Origin of the sequence: Paenibacillus sp. EPM92 (genome assembly GCF_016586185.1) — a bacterium.
Taxonomy (GTDB): domain Bacteria; phylum Bacillota; class Bacilli; order Paenibacillales; family NBRC-103111; genus Paenibacillus_G; species Paenibacillus_G validus.
Genome location: NZ_BCPS01000057.1, coordinates 31198 through 47391 on the forward strand (window position 1 = coordinate 31198; position 16194 = coordinate 47391).

14 protein-coding genes and 1 pseudogene are annotated in these 16194 nt (G+C 47.3%); all 15 read left to right on the top strand.

Annotation, left to right across the window (positions count from 1 at the left end; all coding sequences use genetic code 11):
• Positions 1–2: 2 nt before the first annotated feature.
• The 15 genes and pseudogenes from JMF85_RS11605 (at position 3) to JMF85_RS11680 (ending at position 16035) form a co-directional block, all read left to right on the top strand.
• A complete protein-coding gene (locus tag JMF85_RS11605; RefSeq protein ID WP_141334218.1) occupies positions 3–1550 on the top strand; it encodes a class I adenylate-forming enzyme family protein in 1548 nt (515 codons plus the stop codon).
• A 228-nt stretch (positions 1551–1778) separates the two neighbouring features.
• Positions 1779–2932: pseudogene (locus tag JMF85_RS28030) on the top strand (ABC transporter substrate-binding protein).
• 4 nt (positions 2933–2936) lie between these two features.
• The gene (locus tag JMF85_RS11620; protein ID WP_306439338.1) at positions 2937–3878 is read left to right on the top strand and encodes a branched-chain amino acid ABC transporter permease; all 942 of its coding nucleotides are present in this window, start codon (positions 2937–2939) and stop codon (positions 3876–3878) included.
• A gap of 14 nt (positions 3879–3892) precedes the next feature.
• Complete coding sequence (locus JMF85_RS11625) at positions 3893–4912, top strand: branched-chain amino acid ABC transporter permease (RefSeq protein ID WP_127607201.1); 1020 nt, start codon at positions 3893–3895, stop codon at positions 4910–4912.
• A gap of 2 nt (positions 4913–4914) precedes the next feature.
• Entirely contained in the window at positions 4915–5682 is a 768-nt protein-coding gene (locus JMF85_RS11630; RefSeq protein ID WP_141334212.1) for an ABC transporter ATP-binding protein, read from the top strand.
• Positions 5682–6404: an ABC transporter ATP-binding protein gene (locus JMF85_RS11635; protein ID WP_127607205.1), complete on the top strand. Its 723-nt coding sequence runs from the start codon at positions 5682–5684 to the stop codon at positions 6402–6404. Before JMF85_RS11630 ends, JMF85_RS11635 begins: the two co-directional genes overlap by 1 nt.
• 76 nt (positions 6405–6480) lie before the next feature.
• Positions 6481–7467, top strand: a complete 987-nt coding sequence (locus JMF85_RS11640) for an MBL fold metallo-hydrolase (RefSeq protein ID WP_201318223.1) — start codon at positions 6481–6483, stop codon at positions 7465–7467.
• Between the two features lie 145 nt (positions 7468–7612).
• On the top strand, positions 7613–8470 hold the full coding sequence (locus JMF85_RS11645) for a 3-hydroxyacyl-CoA dehydrogenase family protein (protein WP_127607209.1): 858 nt from the start codon (positions 7613–7615) through the stop codon (positions 8468–8470).
• Between the two features lie 31 nt (positions 8471–8501).
• On the top strand, positions 8502–9281 hold the full coding sequence (locus tag JMF85_RS11650) for an enoyl-CoA hydratase/isomerase family protein (protein WP_127607211.1): 780 nt from the start codon (positions 8502–8504) through the stop codon (positions 9279–9281).
• Positions 9282–9305: 24 nt separating this feature from the next.
• Positions 9306–10490, top strand: coding sequence for an acetyl-CoA C-acetyltransferase (locus tag JMF85_RS11655; protein ID WP_127607213.1), 1185 nt, complete (start codon positions 9306–9308; stop codon positions 10488–10490).
• A 15-nt stretch (positions 10491–10505) separates the two neighbouring features.
• Positions 10506–12062 carry a class I adenylate-forming enzyme family protein gene (locus tag JMF85_RS11660; RefSeq protein ID WP_141334208.1) on the top strand — a complete coding sequence of 519 codons (1557 nt, stop codon included), beginning with the start codon at positions 10506–10508 and terminating at the stop codon, positions 12060–12062.
• Between the two features lie 95 nt (positions 12063–12157).
• On the top strand, positions 12158–12568 hold the full coding sequence (locus tag JMF85_RS11665) for an acyl-CoA thioesterase (protein ID WP_054797147.1): 411 nt from the start codon (positions 12158–12160) through the stop codon (positions 12566–12568).
• A gap of 497 nt (positions 12569–13065) precedes the next feature.
• Positions 13066–14670, top strand: a complete 1605-nt coding sequence (locus JMF85_RS11670) for an ABC transporter substrate-binding protein (protein ID WP_201318224.1) — start codon at positions 13066–13068, stop codon at positions 14668–14670.
• A gap of 277 nt (positions 14671–14947) precedes the next feature.
• Positions 14948–15763 (top strand): pentapeptide repeat-containing protein, encoded by an 816-nt coding sequence (locus JMF85_RS11675; RefSeq protein ID WP_127610813.1) that lies wholly within the window; start codon positions 14948–14950, stop codon positions 15761–15763.
• A 20-nt stretch (positions 15764–15783) separates the two neighbouring features.
• Positions 15784–16035, top strand: a complete 252-nt coding sequence (locus JMF85_RS11680) for a hypothetical protein (RefSeq protein ID WP_127610812.1) — start codon at positions 15784–15786, stop codon at positions 16033–16035.
• The last annotated feature ends 159 nt before the right edge of the window (positions 16036–16194 follow it).

Consider the following 16194-nt stretch of genomic DNA (forward strand, 5'->3'; position numbering starts at 1 on the left):
ACATGCAAGGGAATAGCGTGTCTGTTTCACAACTGTTGGATATGGCGGTGCAAGGCAGTCCCGATAAAGAGGCGATTTATGACCTGACGCGCAGACTGACCTACGGCGAGCTGCAGGAGGAAGTCAATCGGTTAGCATCTGCTCTCGTATCGCTGGGCATCAAAGAAGGGGATCGGGTCGGCGTTTCTTTACCCAACTGGCATGAGACGGTTCAATTATTTTTTGCCATTGCGAAAATAGGGGCCATTCTCGTTCCATTTAACCCCAAGTATCGGTTGCATGAATTACAGCATATTTTAGGAAATTCGGGAGCCAAAGTCGTTTTTGTATCCCAGGAATTTGAAAAAACAGGCTTTGAAAGCGGAGAACCGAACCATTTGCAGCTCATTACGGTCCGGTATGAGAAGGAGGGCTGCCTCTCATTTACCGACCTTCTAGCAGGCTCGAATGACGTCATTCCGCCGCAGCCTGCCATCGATCCTCTGCATGATACGTTCTGTATTTTGTATACTTCGGGAACGACCGGCGTGCCGAAAGGGGCCATGGTCACTCATCGCAGCGTCGTTCAGTCCGGCATGACGATTGCGAAGAGCCTGCAATGTGTCTCCGATGATGTGTTTATTATTCTGGCGCCGATGTTTCATATCTTCGGAATGGCCGTTAACTTGATGTCTGCCGTCTATTGTCAATCCAAAATGGTGCTGCTCGAAAAATACAAACCGAAAGACGCCTTAAAGCTGATCGAGCAGGAAAAAGTAACGATTCACCACGCGGTTCCGTCGATGTTGAATCTCGAATTGAAGGACCCTGATTTTGACTCCTACGATTTATCTTCGCTGCGGGCGGGAATAACGGGAGCGGCCACTTGTCCTCCGGAAACGATCAAAGGGGTCCGTGAGAAGATGGGCATGAATCTTTGCATTTCCTACGGCATCACCGAGACCGGTACGGTAACCATCACGCAGTATGATGATAAAGAAAGCAACATTCTCGAGACGGTCGGCAAAGCAGTAGAAGGCGTCGAAGTGAAAATTGTCAATGACCGGAGGGAAACGCTGCCTCCAGGTGAAACCGGCGAAATTGCTTGCAGAGGCTTCGGCGTCATGAAAGAATATTACCAATCTCCTGAGCAAACCCGGCAAGTGCTTGATCCTGAAGGGTGGTATTATACGGGCGATTTGGGCACGATGGACGAAGACGGGTACATTCGATTTGTGGGCCGCAAGAAGGAATTGATCATACGGGGCGGCTACAATATTTATCCCCAGGAAATCGAAGGCTTGCTTCAAAACCATCCGAAAGTTCTGGAGTCCGCGATTGTCGGCCTGCCTGATGCGACTTTAGGCGAGATCGTATGCGCCGCCGTCAAGCTGAAGCCTAATGTCCAGGCGACGCAGGAGGAAATCATCGATTACTTAAAAACGTATATCGCCAGCTATAAGCTTCCCGGCAAAGTGGTATTTGTGGAGGAGCTGCCGACAACGGCGAGCGGAAAAATCCAGAAAGTCAAATTAAAAGATGAGCTTATGAATCGTTTAGAGGCCGGCTGAACAATAGTTCACGCAGAAGTTCATGCTATTCCTACATAGTGGACAAATTGACAAATTATAATTCCTACATGATGCAGGTATACTTAGTTTGAATTTTCTGTAAAATTAAAATTGTTACAAGATATGACAGCGTTTTCAATGTCGAAAAAGAGTTAGGTCTAATTATTAAGAAGGGGTGTTCATATGAAAATGTCAAGCCGAAACATGTTAGTATTCGCTCTTGCCGTCATGCTTCTTGTATTGGCAGGGTGCGGCCCGCAAGGCCCGCAAGCAGGTAATAACGCATCCAACAGCGGCGCGCCTGCCAAATCGGATGGAAGCGGCGGCGACGCCAAAGAAATTAAAATCGGATTGGTGCTTGCCGAAACCGGACCCGCATCCACATTAGGCTTGACGGAAGTTCAAACACAAAAATTGTTTCAAAAGCAATTGGATAAACAAGGGCCTATTAACGGCTATAAAATTAAACTAGTCATGCAGGACTATGAGACGGATGACACCAAAGCCGTCATTGCCATGGACCGCTTGATTTCCGAAGGCGTCGTTGCGGTCGTGGGAGCAACGCAAGTAAGTACAACCGCCGCAATTCTTCCGAAGGCGATCTCGGCCAAGCTTCCGTTTTTGACGGTTGCACCTGCCAATTCGGATAAGGATAACGTATTTGTCATGACCCCAAGTTCAAAAACCGTTTCCGTTAAGGTCGTGGAATGGTTAAAGAAAAAAATATTACGAAAGTGGCTTGGGTAAATGCCAAGGATGCGTTCGGCGTTGAAGGTCTTCCCGCATTCAAGGACCTTGCAAAAGAAAATAATATTGAAATTGTAGCACACGAAGAATTCGACGCTACGGCTACCGATATGACCGTTCAATTAACGAATGTCAAAAAAGCGAATCCCCAGGTTGTCGTCGTATGGTCCAGAACGCCGGGCGCCGGGGTTGTGGCGAGAAACTTTAAGGCCCTCGGCTTTAACATTCCGATGATTCAAAGCACCGCATCCGCGAACCAGGGATTCCTCGATCAGGTAAAAGGCAACAATGAAGGGCTCTATGTGGTTGGAAGCCGGTTAAGCATCGTCGACCAGCTGCCGGATTCGGATCAGAAGAAAAGATTGCAGGCGTTCCGTGACGCATTCAAAGCCGAATTTAACGGCGAACCCGACTTGTTTGCCGCTCATACGTATGACGGGCTTTCCATGATCGTGGAGGCGATCAAGGCAGGACATACAACTCCGGAAAATATTACTAAGTTTTTAAATAAAGATTTGGGCAAATATCCGGGCATTACAGGAACCTTCGATTTTGCACAGACAAGGCTGACTTCACAGGTGGACGGATTGACCGTACTCGGCATTAAAGACAACGCCTGGAAATACGAAGAATAGTTGGATGGATAATAATCTATGGCAGATATCGATCTGCCATAGATTTTCACTAGAAGGGAGATCGAACATGGATTTCGCGCAATTTTTGCAATTTCTCATCACCGGACTTACCGTTGGCAGCATTTATGCACTGCTAGCCATCGGATTTGTCACCATCTACAATACAACGGGAATATTAAACTTTGCTCAAGGTGAGTTTGCGATGATCGGGGCGATGTCGTGTATTTCTTTAATTGGTTTTGGTCTTCCCATGTTCGCAGCGATTCCAATAGCGATCCTTTTTACCGCGTTTATCGGCTTATTCATAGAGAGAACACTTATAAAACCGGCGAGAAAGAGCGCACCCGTCACCCTTGTTGTCATTACTATCGGATTGTCCATTTTTCTTAAGGGACTCGGATTAATTATTTGGGGTACTTATCCGAAAACCTTGTCGCCGATTGTTCAGATAAAGCCCATCCATTTTTTCGGGGCCGTTATCAACCCGCAAAGTTTGTTTATTTTTGCCATACTGATCGTCCTGCTCGCCTTGCTGTATTTCTTTTTTGATAAAACCTTTATCGGATCCGCCCTCAGAGCGAGCGAGACCAATCCCCGCGCCGCAAGCTTAATGGGGATCAACACCCAGGCGATGTCAGGCTTATCCTTCACGTTGGCCGCAGCCCTTGGAGCCATCGCCGGCATTATTATCGCTCCCTTAACGGACGCAACGTACGAGATGGGCTTTCTAATCGGTCTTAAAGGCTTTGTCGCCATGGTTATCGGAGGGATGAATAATATTTCCGGGGCCGTCATGGGCGGTTTGGTGCTCGGTGTAGTCGAAGCTTTTTCAAGCGGTTTGCTTTCCAGTACGTATAGTGACGCCATTAGCTTCACGGTATTGCTGTTGGTGCTATTCTTCAGACCGAACGGTTTGTTCGGCAAAGCAACCGGTCTAAGAGTATAGAGGGGGCAATCATAATGGCTAAACTTGACGCAATTTTATACGGCAATCGTTGGAAACCGTTTATCGGTTTAATTGCCATCATATTAGCTCTTCCGTTTTTCGTCCATGCTCCGCATATTTTTACGGTGCTGATTCTAATCGGCCTGTACAGCATCATTACGGTCGGACTAAGTCTGCTGATCGGCTATACGGGGCAAATCTCTTTAGGGCATGCCGCATTCTTTGGAATCGGAGCCTACGTGTCCGGCATGCTGACGACGAAAGCCGCGATGTCGCCTTGGTTGGCCATGATCCTTGGCATGGTGGTCACTTTTGGCATCGCCTATCTGATCGGAATTCCCATTCTCAAGCTGAAAGGACACTTTCTGGCTTTAGCCACCCTCGGTTTTAATATTATCATCTATATTCTAATTGTAGGGTTGTCGGATTATACGGGGGGCCCCTTGGGCCTGCACAGCATTCCGACTTTATCGTTGTTCGGTCTGGATCTGAGCAATCCGCTCTATTTTTATTATTTCATATGGACCGTTGTGGGACTCGTGATCATTTTCTCAACGAATATCGTTCGCTCTCCTATTGGCCGGCTGCTCAGGAGCATACACGACAGTGAAATCGCTACGCAAACCTTGGGCGTTAACGTCGCCAAATATAAAGTGGCCATTTTTGCGATCAGCGCCGCATATGCCTCGTTAGCGGGCAGCTTTTACGCGCATTTTATTAATTTTATCGCACCTCCTACGTTTTACATTAATTTCTCCATTTTGCTGCTGATCATGGTCATGGTCGGCGGAAGCCATTCCATCTGGGGCGCTATGCTGGGTACGGGCACCATCATGTTCCTGCAGGAACTGATCCGGTATATCGGTAAAGACTACCTCCATCTCAGCGGTCCGGTTGAAATTGTGGTTTACGGTTTTATGATCGTGATTGTGATGATGTTTGCTCCTAGAGGGGTCATTTCGATACTATCAGGCGCCTGGGTCAAAGCTTCGCGCAGCAAAACCAAAATGATGAAAGAAGCAAAAGGGGTTTAAACATGACAAACTTACTGGAAGTTAAGGGATTGACGAAAAAATTCGGCGGAGTAACCGCGGTCGATAACGTTAGCTTTCAAGTTGGGGAAGGGGAGATTGTGGCGGTCATCGGTCCGAACGGTGCCGGGAAGACCACGTTGTTCAATACGATTTCTTGTTTTATGCCGCCTACCTCAGGAGAAGTTATTTATCAAGGAAATCGACTTACCGGCAAAAAAATATATGAGCTGGCGCCGCTTAAAATATCAAGGACGTTCCAAAATCTTCAAATTTTTCGCAATATGACCGTTCTGGAAAATGCCATGATGGGCGCGCATGTGAAATTGAGGACGAATGTGCTCAGTGCGGGATTTCGACTGCCGATCGTCAAGAAGGATGAAGAACAAGCGTATCAGCTCGCTCTGGACGCGCTCGAAATGGTAGGGCTGCTCCATCTGATGCATGAAAAAGCAGGGCAGCTCTCCTACGGACTTCAGAAGCAATTGGAATTCGCCCGCGCCATCATGTATGAGCCTACACTCGTCTTGTTAGACGAACCGATGGCGGGTTTAAACGATGCGGAAACGAAAAAAATGTCCGAGTACATCGTAGAGTATAAAAAGAAAGGCCATTCGTTCTTGTTTGTCGAGCACAAGATGGCTACCGTTATGGAAATTGCCGATCGTATCGTCGTCATCGATTTCGGCAAAAAAATTGCGGAAGGAACTCCCGAAGACGTACAACGCAATGAAAAAGTAATTAAAGCGTACTTGGGGGAGGAGGCGGTTTAATGCTGAAAGTAGAAAACTTAAGCACACATATAGGCAACATCCAAATACTGCACGCCATTAATCTCGAAGTACATAGCGGCGAAATCGTTTCGGTGATCGGTGCGAACGGCGCCGGAAAAAGCACCCTGTTGAACACGTTAGCCGGTCTTTACAAGCCGTCGGAAGGGAAAGTGACTTTACACGGCGAAACGATCAGCGGTTTCCCTTCCCATCATGTTGTTGGCAAAGGTTTGGCACTTGTTCCCGAAGGGCGGCAAATTTTCAGCAACCTGACCGTTGAAGAAAATTTACGGCTCGGCATGTATTCCAAATACTTTAAAGAGAAGGAAAGCGTCAAGGGAAACCTGGAGAAAGTACTTGAAATGTTCCCCGGATTGAAAAAACATATGCATAATCTCGGCGGTTTTCTAAGCGGCGGAGAACAGCAAATGCTCGCGATCGGACGAGGCTTAATGTCGAATCCGAAAATTATTTTGCTGGATGAGCCGTCTATGGGGTTAGCACCGATGATCGTGAATGAAATATTGGAAAATTTGAAATATATCAAAGAGCAGCTTGGCACGATGGTCATTCTGGTGGAACAGAACGTCAAAGCCGCCCTGAGAGTGGCCGACCGCGTTTATGTGATGGATCAGGGCAAAATCATTCTAAACGGCACGAGAGATGAAATTAGCAATAACGCAAACGTTCAATCGGCTTATCTGGGAGTGAAAATTTCTTGAACCATACGATTATTCAAGGGGTGTTTGGTTACCGGCATCCCGTTTTTTATTTTAGCCCGTATTGGAGGAGCATTCCATGTACTCGGTTCATAAGGACGGTTATGGATTCCATCAAATCACGCTGCCGACCCTTCTCCCGGTCGGTCCGGTCAACGTGTTGGTTATTGAGCGGAACGGCAAGTTAACCTTGATCGATGCCGGCATAAATACAGATGAAGCGTTTGCCATTCTGCAAAGCTCACTTGGAAACTTAGGCTATTCATTAACGGATTTGGAGCGAATTGTGCTCACCCATCATCATCCCGATCACATCGGATTAATTAACAGGATTGCGGAGCGTCGCAAGATTCCTGTCCTGGCCCATCCGTTGGCGGTTCCGCGGCTTACTCGGGATCCGGAATATTTAAGCTTTCGCTGTGACTTTTTTGATACATTGTACCGTGAGATGGGCTGCGGTGAGTTAGGCGCTCAACGTATCGAGCAGATGAAAAGAAGTATGGTCGAAAATAAACATGAAAAAGTGACGGCTGACATCATTGAGGTGGATGAGGGAGGGAATATTCAAGGGCTGGACAGCCTGGAGCCTATTTACGCGCCGGGTCACTCCCCCGACCATCTGATGTTCTATGACCGCCAAAGAAAGGTATTGGCGGCAGGCGATCACCTGCTTCCCAAGATTTCAAGCAATGCGCTTGTCGAGCCGGATATAGACGGGAACCGGTTGCCCTCGCTTGCGTTGTACCGGGAATCGCTGTTGAAATGCCGGGAGCTCGCCGCGGATATCGTGTTTCCCGGTCACGGAGAGGCGTTCGGTCAACATGCGGCCTTGATCGACTCCAGACTTTCAAGGATGGATGAAAAGGCGGACAGAGTCAAAGAGCTGGTCAAGCTCAGGGCAAAAACGCCGTTTGAGCTGGCCAAGGAAATGTATCCTACGGAGTACCGGCGCCAATTTACATTCGTGATGTCGGAAGTCATCGGAATGCTCGATTACATGGAAACGAATCTGCAAATTGAAAAAGTATTCTCCAATCACGTTTGGTCGTACGCGGCTAAAGACTGATCGAATTAAGTTGATTACGGTGGACGAAAAGTTATTCCGTTTTTCCTACATCGTGAACGTGTTTGGATGCAACTAAATTTTTTATAATTAAACTATAAAGCGCATACAAAAATACGAGCTTATTTTAGAGAAGGAGATTTATAAGATGAACGAACGTATCATCGGCGTTGTCGGAGCGGGAACGATGGGGAGCGGCATAGCGCAGCTTGCGGCTCAGAAAGGGTTTCGCGTTGTTTTATATGATATGAACGACGAGCTGGTCCATAAAGGAAAAGGCCGAATTGCTTCCATCTTGGCCAGATTGGTTGAAAAAGGAAAGCTGACGGAAGCCGATAAAGAAACGACGTTGGCTAACATAGAGGCTACCTCTGATTTAACGCGGATGGAGCAGGCCCATGTTGTCATCGAAGCGATCGTTGAGGATATGAAGATCAAGCAGGACATGTTCCGTCAGCTGGACGCTGTTCTGGGACCCGAAGCGATCCTGGCCACCAATACGTCCTCGTTGTCGATCACATCAATCGCGCAAGCGACGAAACGTGCCGACCGCGTGGCCGGCATGCATTTTTTCAACCCGGCTCCGATCATGAAGCTGGTTGAAGTCGTTCGGGGTTATAACACAAGCGACGATACGGTTGCGACGCTGATGGGCCTGGCCCGGGATTTCGGCAAAGAACCGATTGAAGTGAAGAAGGATTCGCCGGGGTTCATCGTTAACCGGGTCATGATCCCACAATTCGTCGAAGCGATGCGCCTGGTGGAGGAAGGGGTCGCGACGATGGAGGATGTAGATAAGGCCGTAAAATTGGGGCTCAATTACCCGATGGGCCCGTTTGAACTGCAAGATTTTGCCGGAGTCGATATCGGATTGCATGTGCTGGACTACTTCTATGAGGAATTCAAGGATGACCGCTTTGCGGCGCCGCAATCCTTGAAACGAGTGGTTCGCGCAGGACGTCTGGGCAAGAAAACAGGAGCAGGCTGGTATGATTACAACAAATAACCCCCACAATCCAAAGGAGATGAACAAGACGATGGAGTTTGAAACCCTGGAACTGACAGTAAACGGTAGAGTTGCGGTGCTAAGCCTGAATCGGCCCCCGATGAATCCTTTGAATAAGAAGCTTTTCAGCGAGCTGTATGAGATACTGGAGGAGCTGGAAAATAACGATGACATTGGCGCCATCATTATTACCGGCAAGGGGGAGCGCGCATTCGCGGCGGGCGCCGACATCAGCGAAATGAAAGAACTCGACGCTGCGGGCATCGCCAGGATGAACCGGATTTCACGCAAAGCCTTCGAGAAACTGGAAAACATCGGCAAGCCGGTCATTGCCGCCATCAACGGACTCGCACTGGGAGGCGGCTGTGAGCTCGCCCTATGCTGCGATTTCCGGATTTGCTCGGAGAACGCGAAAATCGCCTTGCCGGAAATCAACTTGGCGATCATCCCCGGCGGGGGCGGTACACAGCGGCTGCAGCGGCTCATTGGGCAAGCGCGGGCTAAAGAGCTGCTCTATTTTGGCGATATGATCAAAGCGCAGGAGGCGCAGGCTTACGGTTTGGTCAGCAAGGTGGTGCCGCTGGAAAGCTTGATGGACACAGCGCTTGAATGGGCGGCGAAGCTGGCCGAGAAACCGGCGGTTGCCCTGAAGATGATGAAGACCGCCTTGCATACCGGAGCCGATACCGATCTGAACAACGCATTGACCATCGAGACGGTTTGTTTTGGCATTACATTCGAGACCGAGGACAGAAAAGAGGGAATGGCTTCCTTCTTCGAAAAGCGCAAGCCTGTTTACGTCGGTCGATAGAAAGCCCTTGGGAGATGAGAAGCGATGGATAACAATACCGATATCGTTTTGCTGGAAGGCGCACGGACGGCGTTTGCGGAATTTTGCGGCTCGTTTCGCGATATTTCCGCAACTGATTTAGGGGTTGCTGCGGCCAAAGAGGCAATCAAGAAAGCGAAGATCGAGGCGGAAGAGATCGACCAAGTAGTGTTCGGTAATGTTCAGCAATCGAGCCGGGATGCCCACCTGTTGGCGCGCCATGTCGGTTTGAAAGCGGGTCTTCCCATCCCGGTCCCGGCCTTGACGATTAACCGCCTGTGCGGAACCGGCCTGGAGTCCATTCTTACCGCCGCCCGATATATTCTCACGGGTGAAGCTAATGTGGTCCTGGCCGGAGGAACGGAAAGCATGAGCCAGGTGCCGCATGTCATCCGGGGCACCCGCTGGGGCAAGGCGTTAGGCGCTCCTGTGATGGAAGACTGGTTATGGGATGGACTTTATGACACATACGGCGAGTGCACGATGGCCGTTACAGCAGAAAATCTCGCCCGAAAGTATGAGCTTTCGCGCGAGGAGATTGATCAGCACGCGTTGTCCAGTCATGAACGTGCACTAGCTGCAATCGAGAAAGGCTATTTTGCCGAAGAGATTGTCCCGGTTTCCGTGCAGGATAGGAAGGGAATTAAAATCATTGATACCGATGAACATCCGCGAAAAACGAGTCTGGAGCAATTGGGCAAATTGAAGCCGCGCTTTATCGAAAATGGGGTCGTGACGCCCGGGAATGCAAGCGGGATGAATGACGGGGCGGCAGCTGTCATTGTCGCATCGGGAAGCTACGCCGCCCAAAAAGGATTGAAGCCCATCGCGCGCCTGGTCTCTTGGGGAGTCGTCGGGGTCGATCCGAAATACATGGGGATCGGTCCGGTTCCAGCGATCCGGCAAGCTTTAGAGAAGGCGGGTATGACCATAGATCAACTGGATTTGGTTGAGATCAATGAAGCCTTCTCCGCCCAATATTTAGCTTGTCAGAAGGAACTGAACTTCGATCCGTCGATCGGTAATGTGAATGGAGGGGCTGTTGCCCTGGGGCATCCTCTAGCCGCCTCGGGAACTAGAATCAGCTTGTCTTTACTCTATGAACTGGGCCGCAGAGGGAAAAAATACGGGGTATCCTCCGTATGCATAGGTGGAGGCCAAGGGATTGCAGCCATCTGGGAAAGACTCTAGAGGGGGAGTCGTTAGATGTCCGGCAGTCAATGCGAATTATTAAATGTATATCAATTATTGGAAGCGTCCTCTCAAAAGAGGCCTGATAAAGAAGCCGTATACGATCGAACCCGCAGGCTGACCTATGCCGAGCTGCTGCAGGAAACCGACCGGATCGCCGCCGCTTTGGACGCGAAGGGAATTAAACAAGGCGACCGCGTGGGGGTAAGCTTGCCCAATTGGCATGAAACCGTTGCGATCTATTTTGCCGTTGCCAAAATCGGGGCCATCCTGGTCCCGTTTAACACCAAATATCGTTTGCACGAAGCGCAGCATATCATCAAGGATTCAGGAATCAAGCTTCTCTTTGTTAGCGCCGAATTCGACGAGCAGGTTGGGGTCGAATCCGTTGCTCCCCTGGTTCAGGGTGTGGTTTCCGTCCGCTTCGACAAGGAGGGCATCATTTCTCTTGAAAGCCTGATTGAACAGGCGGGGAACCATGTACCTGCGTTAGTGGAAATTGACCCTGTGCGCGATGTATTTTGTGTTCTCTATACTTCGGGAACAACCGGCTTTCCTAAAGGAGCCATGCTTACCCATCGGGGCATGGTCTGGTCGGGCAGAACCATCGGGGAGAGTATTCATAGCAGCCCGGAGGATGTTTACCTCATTCCTGCTCCGCTTTTCCATATTTTTGGCATGGGAATCAATCTGTTTGCGGCGATTTCGATGCAATCGAAAATCGTGCTGATGGACGTTTATAAAGCCAAAGAGGCGTTGGAGCTCATTCAACAAGAAAAAGTAACCGTTCATCATGCGGTGCCGACGATGTATATTCTTGAATTAAATCATCCCGATTTTGCAAGCTATGATTTGTCTTCTTTACGGACAGGGGTTGTTGGCGGGGCTCCGTGTCCTGCGGAAACGATAAGGGCGATCAAGGAAAAAATGAGGATGAACATTTGCAACTCCTTCGGCATGTCCGAAATCGGTTCATTAACGATTACAGCCTATCAGGACACGGAGAAAAACATTCATGAAACGATAGGCAAAGCGATTCCCGGAGCCGAAGCCAAAATTGTTAATGACAGCAGGGAACCGGTTCCTTTTGGAGAAGTTGGCGAAATCGCTTGCAGAAGTTTTGGAGTGATGAAAGGCTATTATAACAATCCGGAACAAACGAGCCAGGTCATCGACCAAGACGGATGGTTTTATACGGGAGATCTGGGGGTTATGCAGCCGGACGGCTATATTCGTTTTGTGGGACGCAAGAAAGAGATGATTATTCGCGGCGGATATAACATTTATCCGGGAGAGATTGAAGAAATCTTGTACCAGCATCCGAAAGTGCTGCAAGCCGCGGTCATCGGACTTCCCGATCCGGTGATGGGGGAAATTGCTTGCGCCGTCATTAAGTTAAAAGCGGATGAACAATCGTCAAATGAAGAAATGCTGGCATACGTTAAACAGCATTTGGCGGATTACAAGGTTCCCAAGCAAGTGGTGTTTACGGAGAGTCTGCCAGCTACAGCAAGCGGAAAAATTCAAAAGTTAAAATTAAAAGAAGCCATATTGAAACAAGCAAGTCATTGAGTTACATGTACAAATAAAGGCGCTGAAATGAAAGCGTTTTATCCCCGGAGAAGAGTGCTCCCTATGGAATAGGGAAAGTTTAATCGGAGGCTGCCATGTATAAAAGTGTTTGGGAATTTAAGGTTAGATTCGCTGAAACGGATGCGGCGGGCATTGTCTACTATCCGAATTTCTATAAGTGGATGGATCAGGCTTTCCATGAGATGTTTGCAGCCATCGGGTTTCCTACAAGAAAGCAGCAAAACGAGAGTCTGGGAACTCCGCTAGTTGAAGCTCATTGCCAATTTCGCCGGCCGCTGAACTTCGATGATTGGGTGAAGGTAGTATCCGTGGTGTCGGAAGTGAAAAACAAAGTGTTTAAGATCGAGCATACGTTTTATCTCGGGGAGAATCTGGTTGCGGAAGGCTACGAAATTCGGGCTTGGGTTTCCTTGAATGGCGGTAAGCTGAAGGCCGAGCCGATTCCCGAGGAGCTCCGGCAAAGACTACTATCGTCCAACCTGTAGTGACATGCGCCTGCTAACAGGACGACTGCAGATCATAAGTCCATAGTATCGTTGTAAGGAATGAAGGCTGCCGCGAGGCAGCCTCTTTGCGCTGCAAAAGTAGATACAACAATAAAATTAAAAAAGCACACATATTCATAAAAAAAACACACCAATTTCACAAGTAATTGAAGTAACATACGAATAGGTCCATCATAAATCCAACGAAAGGTTTTGCCTCGAATCCATTGCCGCTAGTAGATGTTGCTGTGTATCCGCTTCAAAATGTAAGCGCTTTATACACGTTTAATGAGATCGCTTTGTCCCGCTGGATCGAAGAGGCTGCGCGTACTGCCGGCATTACCTTGATTCTCGCCATGTTGCAAAATCCCCCCATTTTCTAGCCGGAGAGGAGGTTCTTGCTGTCTGTTGAACGGTGTCTGGGTTAAGATTGGCGGTAACAGCATATCGGAACCGTAAATCCACAGAAAACTTAAACCGAAAGAGGGAACGTTCAAATGGGAAAAAAGTCAGGAGTGGCTCAGCTTATCTATGCCAGCCTCACAATTTGTCTGTTGATCTCCGTGGTACTAGCCGGTTGCACCAAAGAAACCAGTAAGCAAGAAACTTCTAAACTGGAAGCATCGAATGATCTGAAGAGTTCAGAACCGAGCCATGGGGGCACGTTAAGAATGATTTGGGTCGACAATATTACCAATATCGGTTATCCGGCAGATCAACGGGTATCCTCCAATTTGTACTTTGTTCAGCCTGTGTTTGAAACGCTTGGTCGCTATGACGAAACAGGAAAGATTACACCGTGGTTGACAGAAAGCTGGCAAACCGATCCCAAAATGAAAACGATTACTATTAAATTAAAGAAGGGGATCAAGTTTCACGATAATACCGACTTTAATTCGGAAGCCGTGAAGTGGAATATCGAAGAATACCAGAAAGCAAAGCGAGCTGAGGTCAATGGTATACAGTCGATCGATGTTATCGATGAGAACACCGTTCGACTGAATCTTGTAGAATGGAATAACAGCTTGCTTGAATCTGTAGCCTATTACGTCAAGATGGCATCGCCCACAGCTATTACAAAGAATGGTAAAGAGTGGGCCAACAACAATCCTGTAGGTACGGGGCCTTTCAAGTTTGTGAGTTGGGAGAAGGATGTTTCCTTAAAGTTTAAGAAGAACGAAAACTATTGGCAAAATGGCAAGCCTTATTTGGATGCCATAGAGTACTCCCTTATTTATGACAGAAACACGGCAGCAATTGAATTTAAATCTGGAAAAGCTGATGTTTTTACGCAAATGAATGCTGATGATTATATCGAGTTGGAGAAGTCAGGAAAATATGTGACCCGCTCGGATGAGAAGATAGCCGGGGCCTTAGTAGGTGTTGGGCTAATGTTTGACAGCGCCAATCCTGATTCCCCGTTTGCCAATGTGAAGGTTAGGCAAGCGGCTATGCATGCAGTCGACTCAAAGGCAATTGCCGACTCGGTCTTGAGAGGATTAGCTGTCCCCACGAACCAATGGAATAACTCTTCGCACCAGTATTACAATCCGGATGTGAAGGGATTTCCTTACGATCCTGAAAAAGCGAAGCAATTGCTGACGGAGGCAGGGTATCCGAACGGCTTCAAGACGAAGATCACAACGGATGCACCTAGGGTACAAGAAATGACCGCTATTCAAAGCTATCTTGCCAAGGTAGGTATTGATGCTCAAGTGATCAGTGTGGATACTCCGAAGTGGGTCGCTCTGATTGGAGATAAGTGGGACGGGATGGTTATGAGTTATAGAGTGTTGTCACCTAGTACGATAGTCCAGATGAACAGATTGTTGAGCAAGGACGCAGCACTTTATGCGAAAAGCATCATCCACCCGGATAAGGTAGAAAAGCTGCTGGCTGATGCAAGAACCGCGCCTGATTTTGAATCCTCAAAAAAAGCAGTTCTTGAACTGCAAAAAGTAGTCTTTGATGAATACGCCATTAGTTTCCCAACGTTTAGTCTGATAAATGGTATCGCCTTTACACCTAAAGTACAGAACCTCGGGATGTTTACAACCAATGCCTTGGATTGGAATCCTGAAGATACGTGGATGAAGAAGTAATTGGTGAATCTGGGCATGCAGCTTCCGGCTTACCCTCGATGCTGTACATACTTTGACGCTGTCATCCAATTCCTGTAAAACGAGATCAACAGATCCCACCACGCCTCTTAACAATGCGTACCAAGGTGGGCCTTTTTATTTTACGGAGGATAAGTATGGAGCAGTGTACTGCTGGATTGTGAGCTTTTAAAATGAACAGATTTAAGTTATTATTGATTGCAAAATTAAATTATATTTTATTGGCTTTATAATAAGAATTAATTTAGGAAGTGGTTTTTTGAATAGTACATTGCAGTCTGACTGTGAAAATTGTTTTGGGTTATGTTGTGTGGCATTACCCTATACAAAATCAGCAGATTTTGCTTTTAATAAAGAAGGCGGAGTCCCTTGTCGTAACTTGTGTCCAGATAATCGTTGTAGCATACATGAACATCTAAGAGATAAAGGTTTTCATGGGTGTGTTTCCTATGAATGTTTTGGTGCAGGACAACATGTTTCACAAGAAATTTTCAAAGGTAATGATTGGCGAAGGAATCCAGAGTTATCAAAGGAAATGTTTGCAGTATTTCCTATTGTTCAACAGTTGCATGAGATGCTTTGCTACTTAAGTCAAGCTTTAGATTTAGAAGAAACTCAACCCATCCAGAATGAATTGCAAAGCGTTTTTGATAAAACTTTATCTCTAACTAATCTTAATCCGAAAGATATTCTAAATTTAGATGTACCCGCCCACAGAGAAATCGTGAATAATTTATTACTCAAAACAAGTGAATTAATTCGAAAAGAATTCATTCAAAGTAATAAGAAAAGCAAGATACGCAAGGATTTTATAGGTGCGAATTTAAAAGGTGCTAACCTACGAGGTATGAATTTAAGAGGGGCATTGTTGATTGCATCTAATTTGAGGGGGGCTGACTTAAGAAAAGTGGATTTTATTGGTGCAGACTTAAGAGATGCTGATTTATCAGGTGCAAATCTTACCGGATGTATTTTTCTTACTCAAGCTCAAGTTAACTCGGCTAAAGGTAATAAAGATACTAGATTACCTCATTACTTAAAAGTTCCTGCTCATTGGTTAAAAAATTCAAACTAACTTAGAATAATGGGGATGGCATGGATAAGTTCAGTGAACTAAAGCAAAGACGAGAAGCACTAAGTCAGAAGAGTAATATGCGCCTTGAAAATATGGATACAATCATTCGGGAGTCTGACAGGGTCGCGCAGGTTGCGAGTAATTCGAGAGCCATTTTGGATGATCTGGAACGTGATTTTGAAGCCGTTACCGGGTTAGACAGTCTGGATGTAAAATTTCTTTTTTTTTGCAACGGCTCTGCAGTGTGCCAGACAGTACTTTTTAGCGAATGACAAGTTTAGATTTGACAAGGCAGCGGATGGGGACAAGTTTATGCGTAAATTAGTTCCCAAAAGCTATGAACACATTTTACTTGGGTCGGTCCCTTATGATGCCATTAGAAAGTACGAGGGCTTTGGAGGGCTGAATACCGGAATTAGCGGGGCGAATCA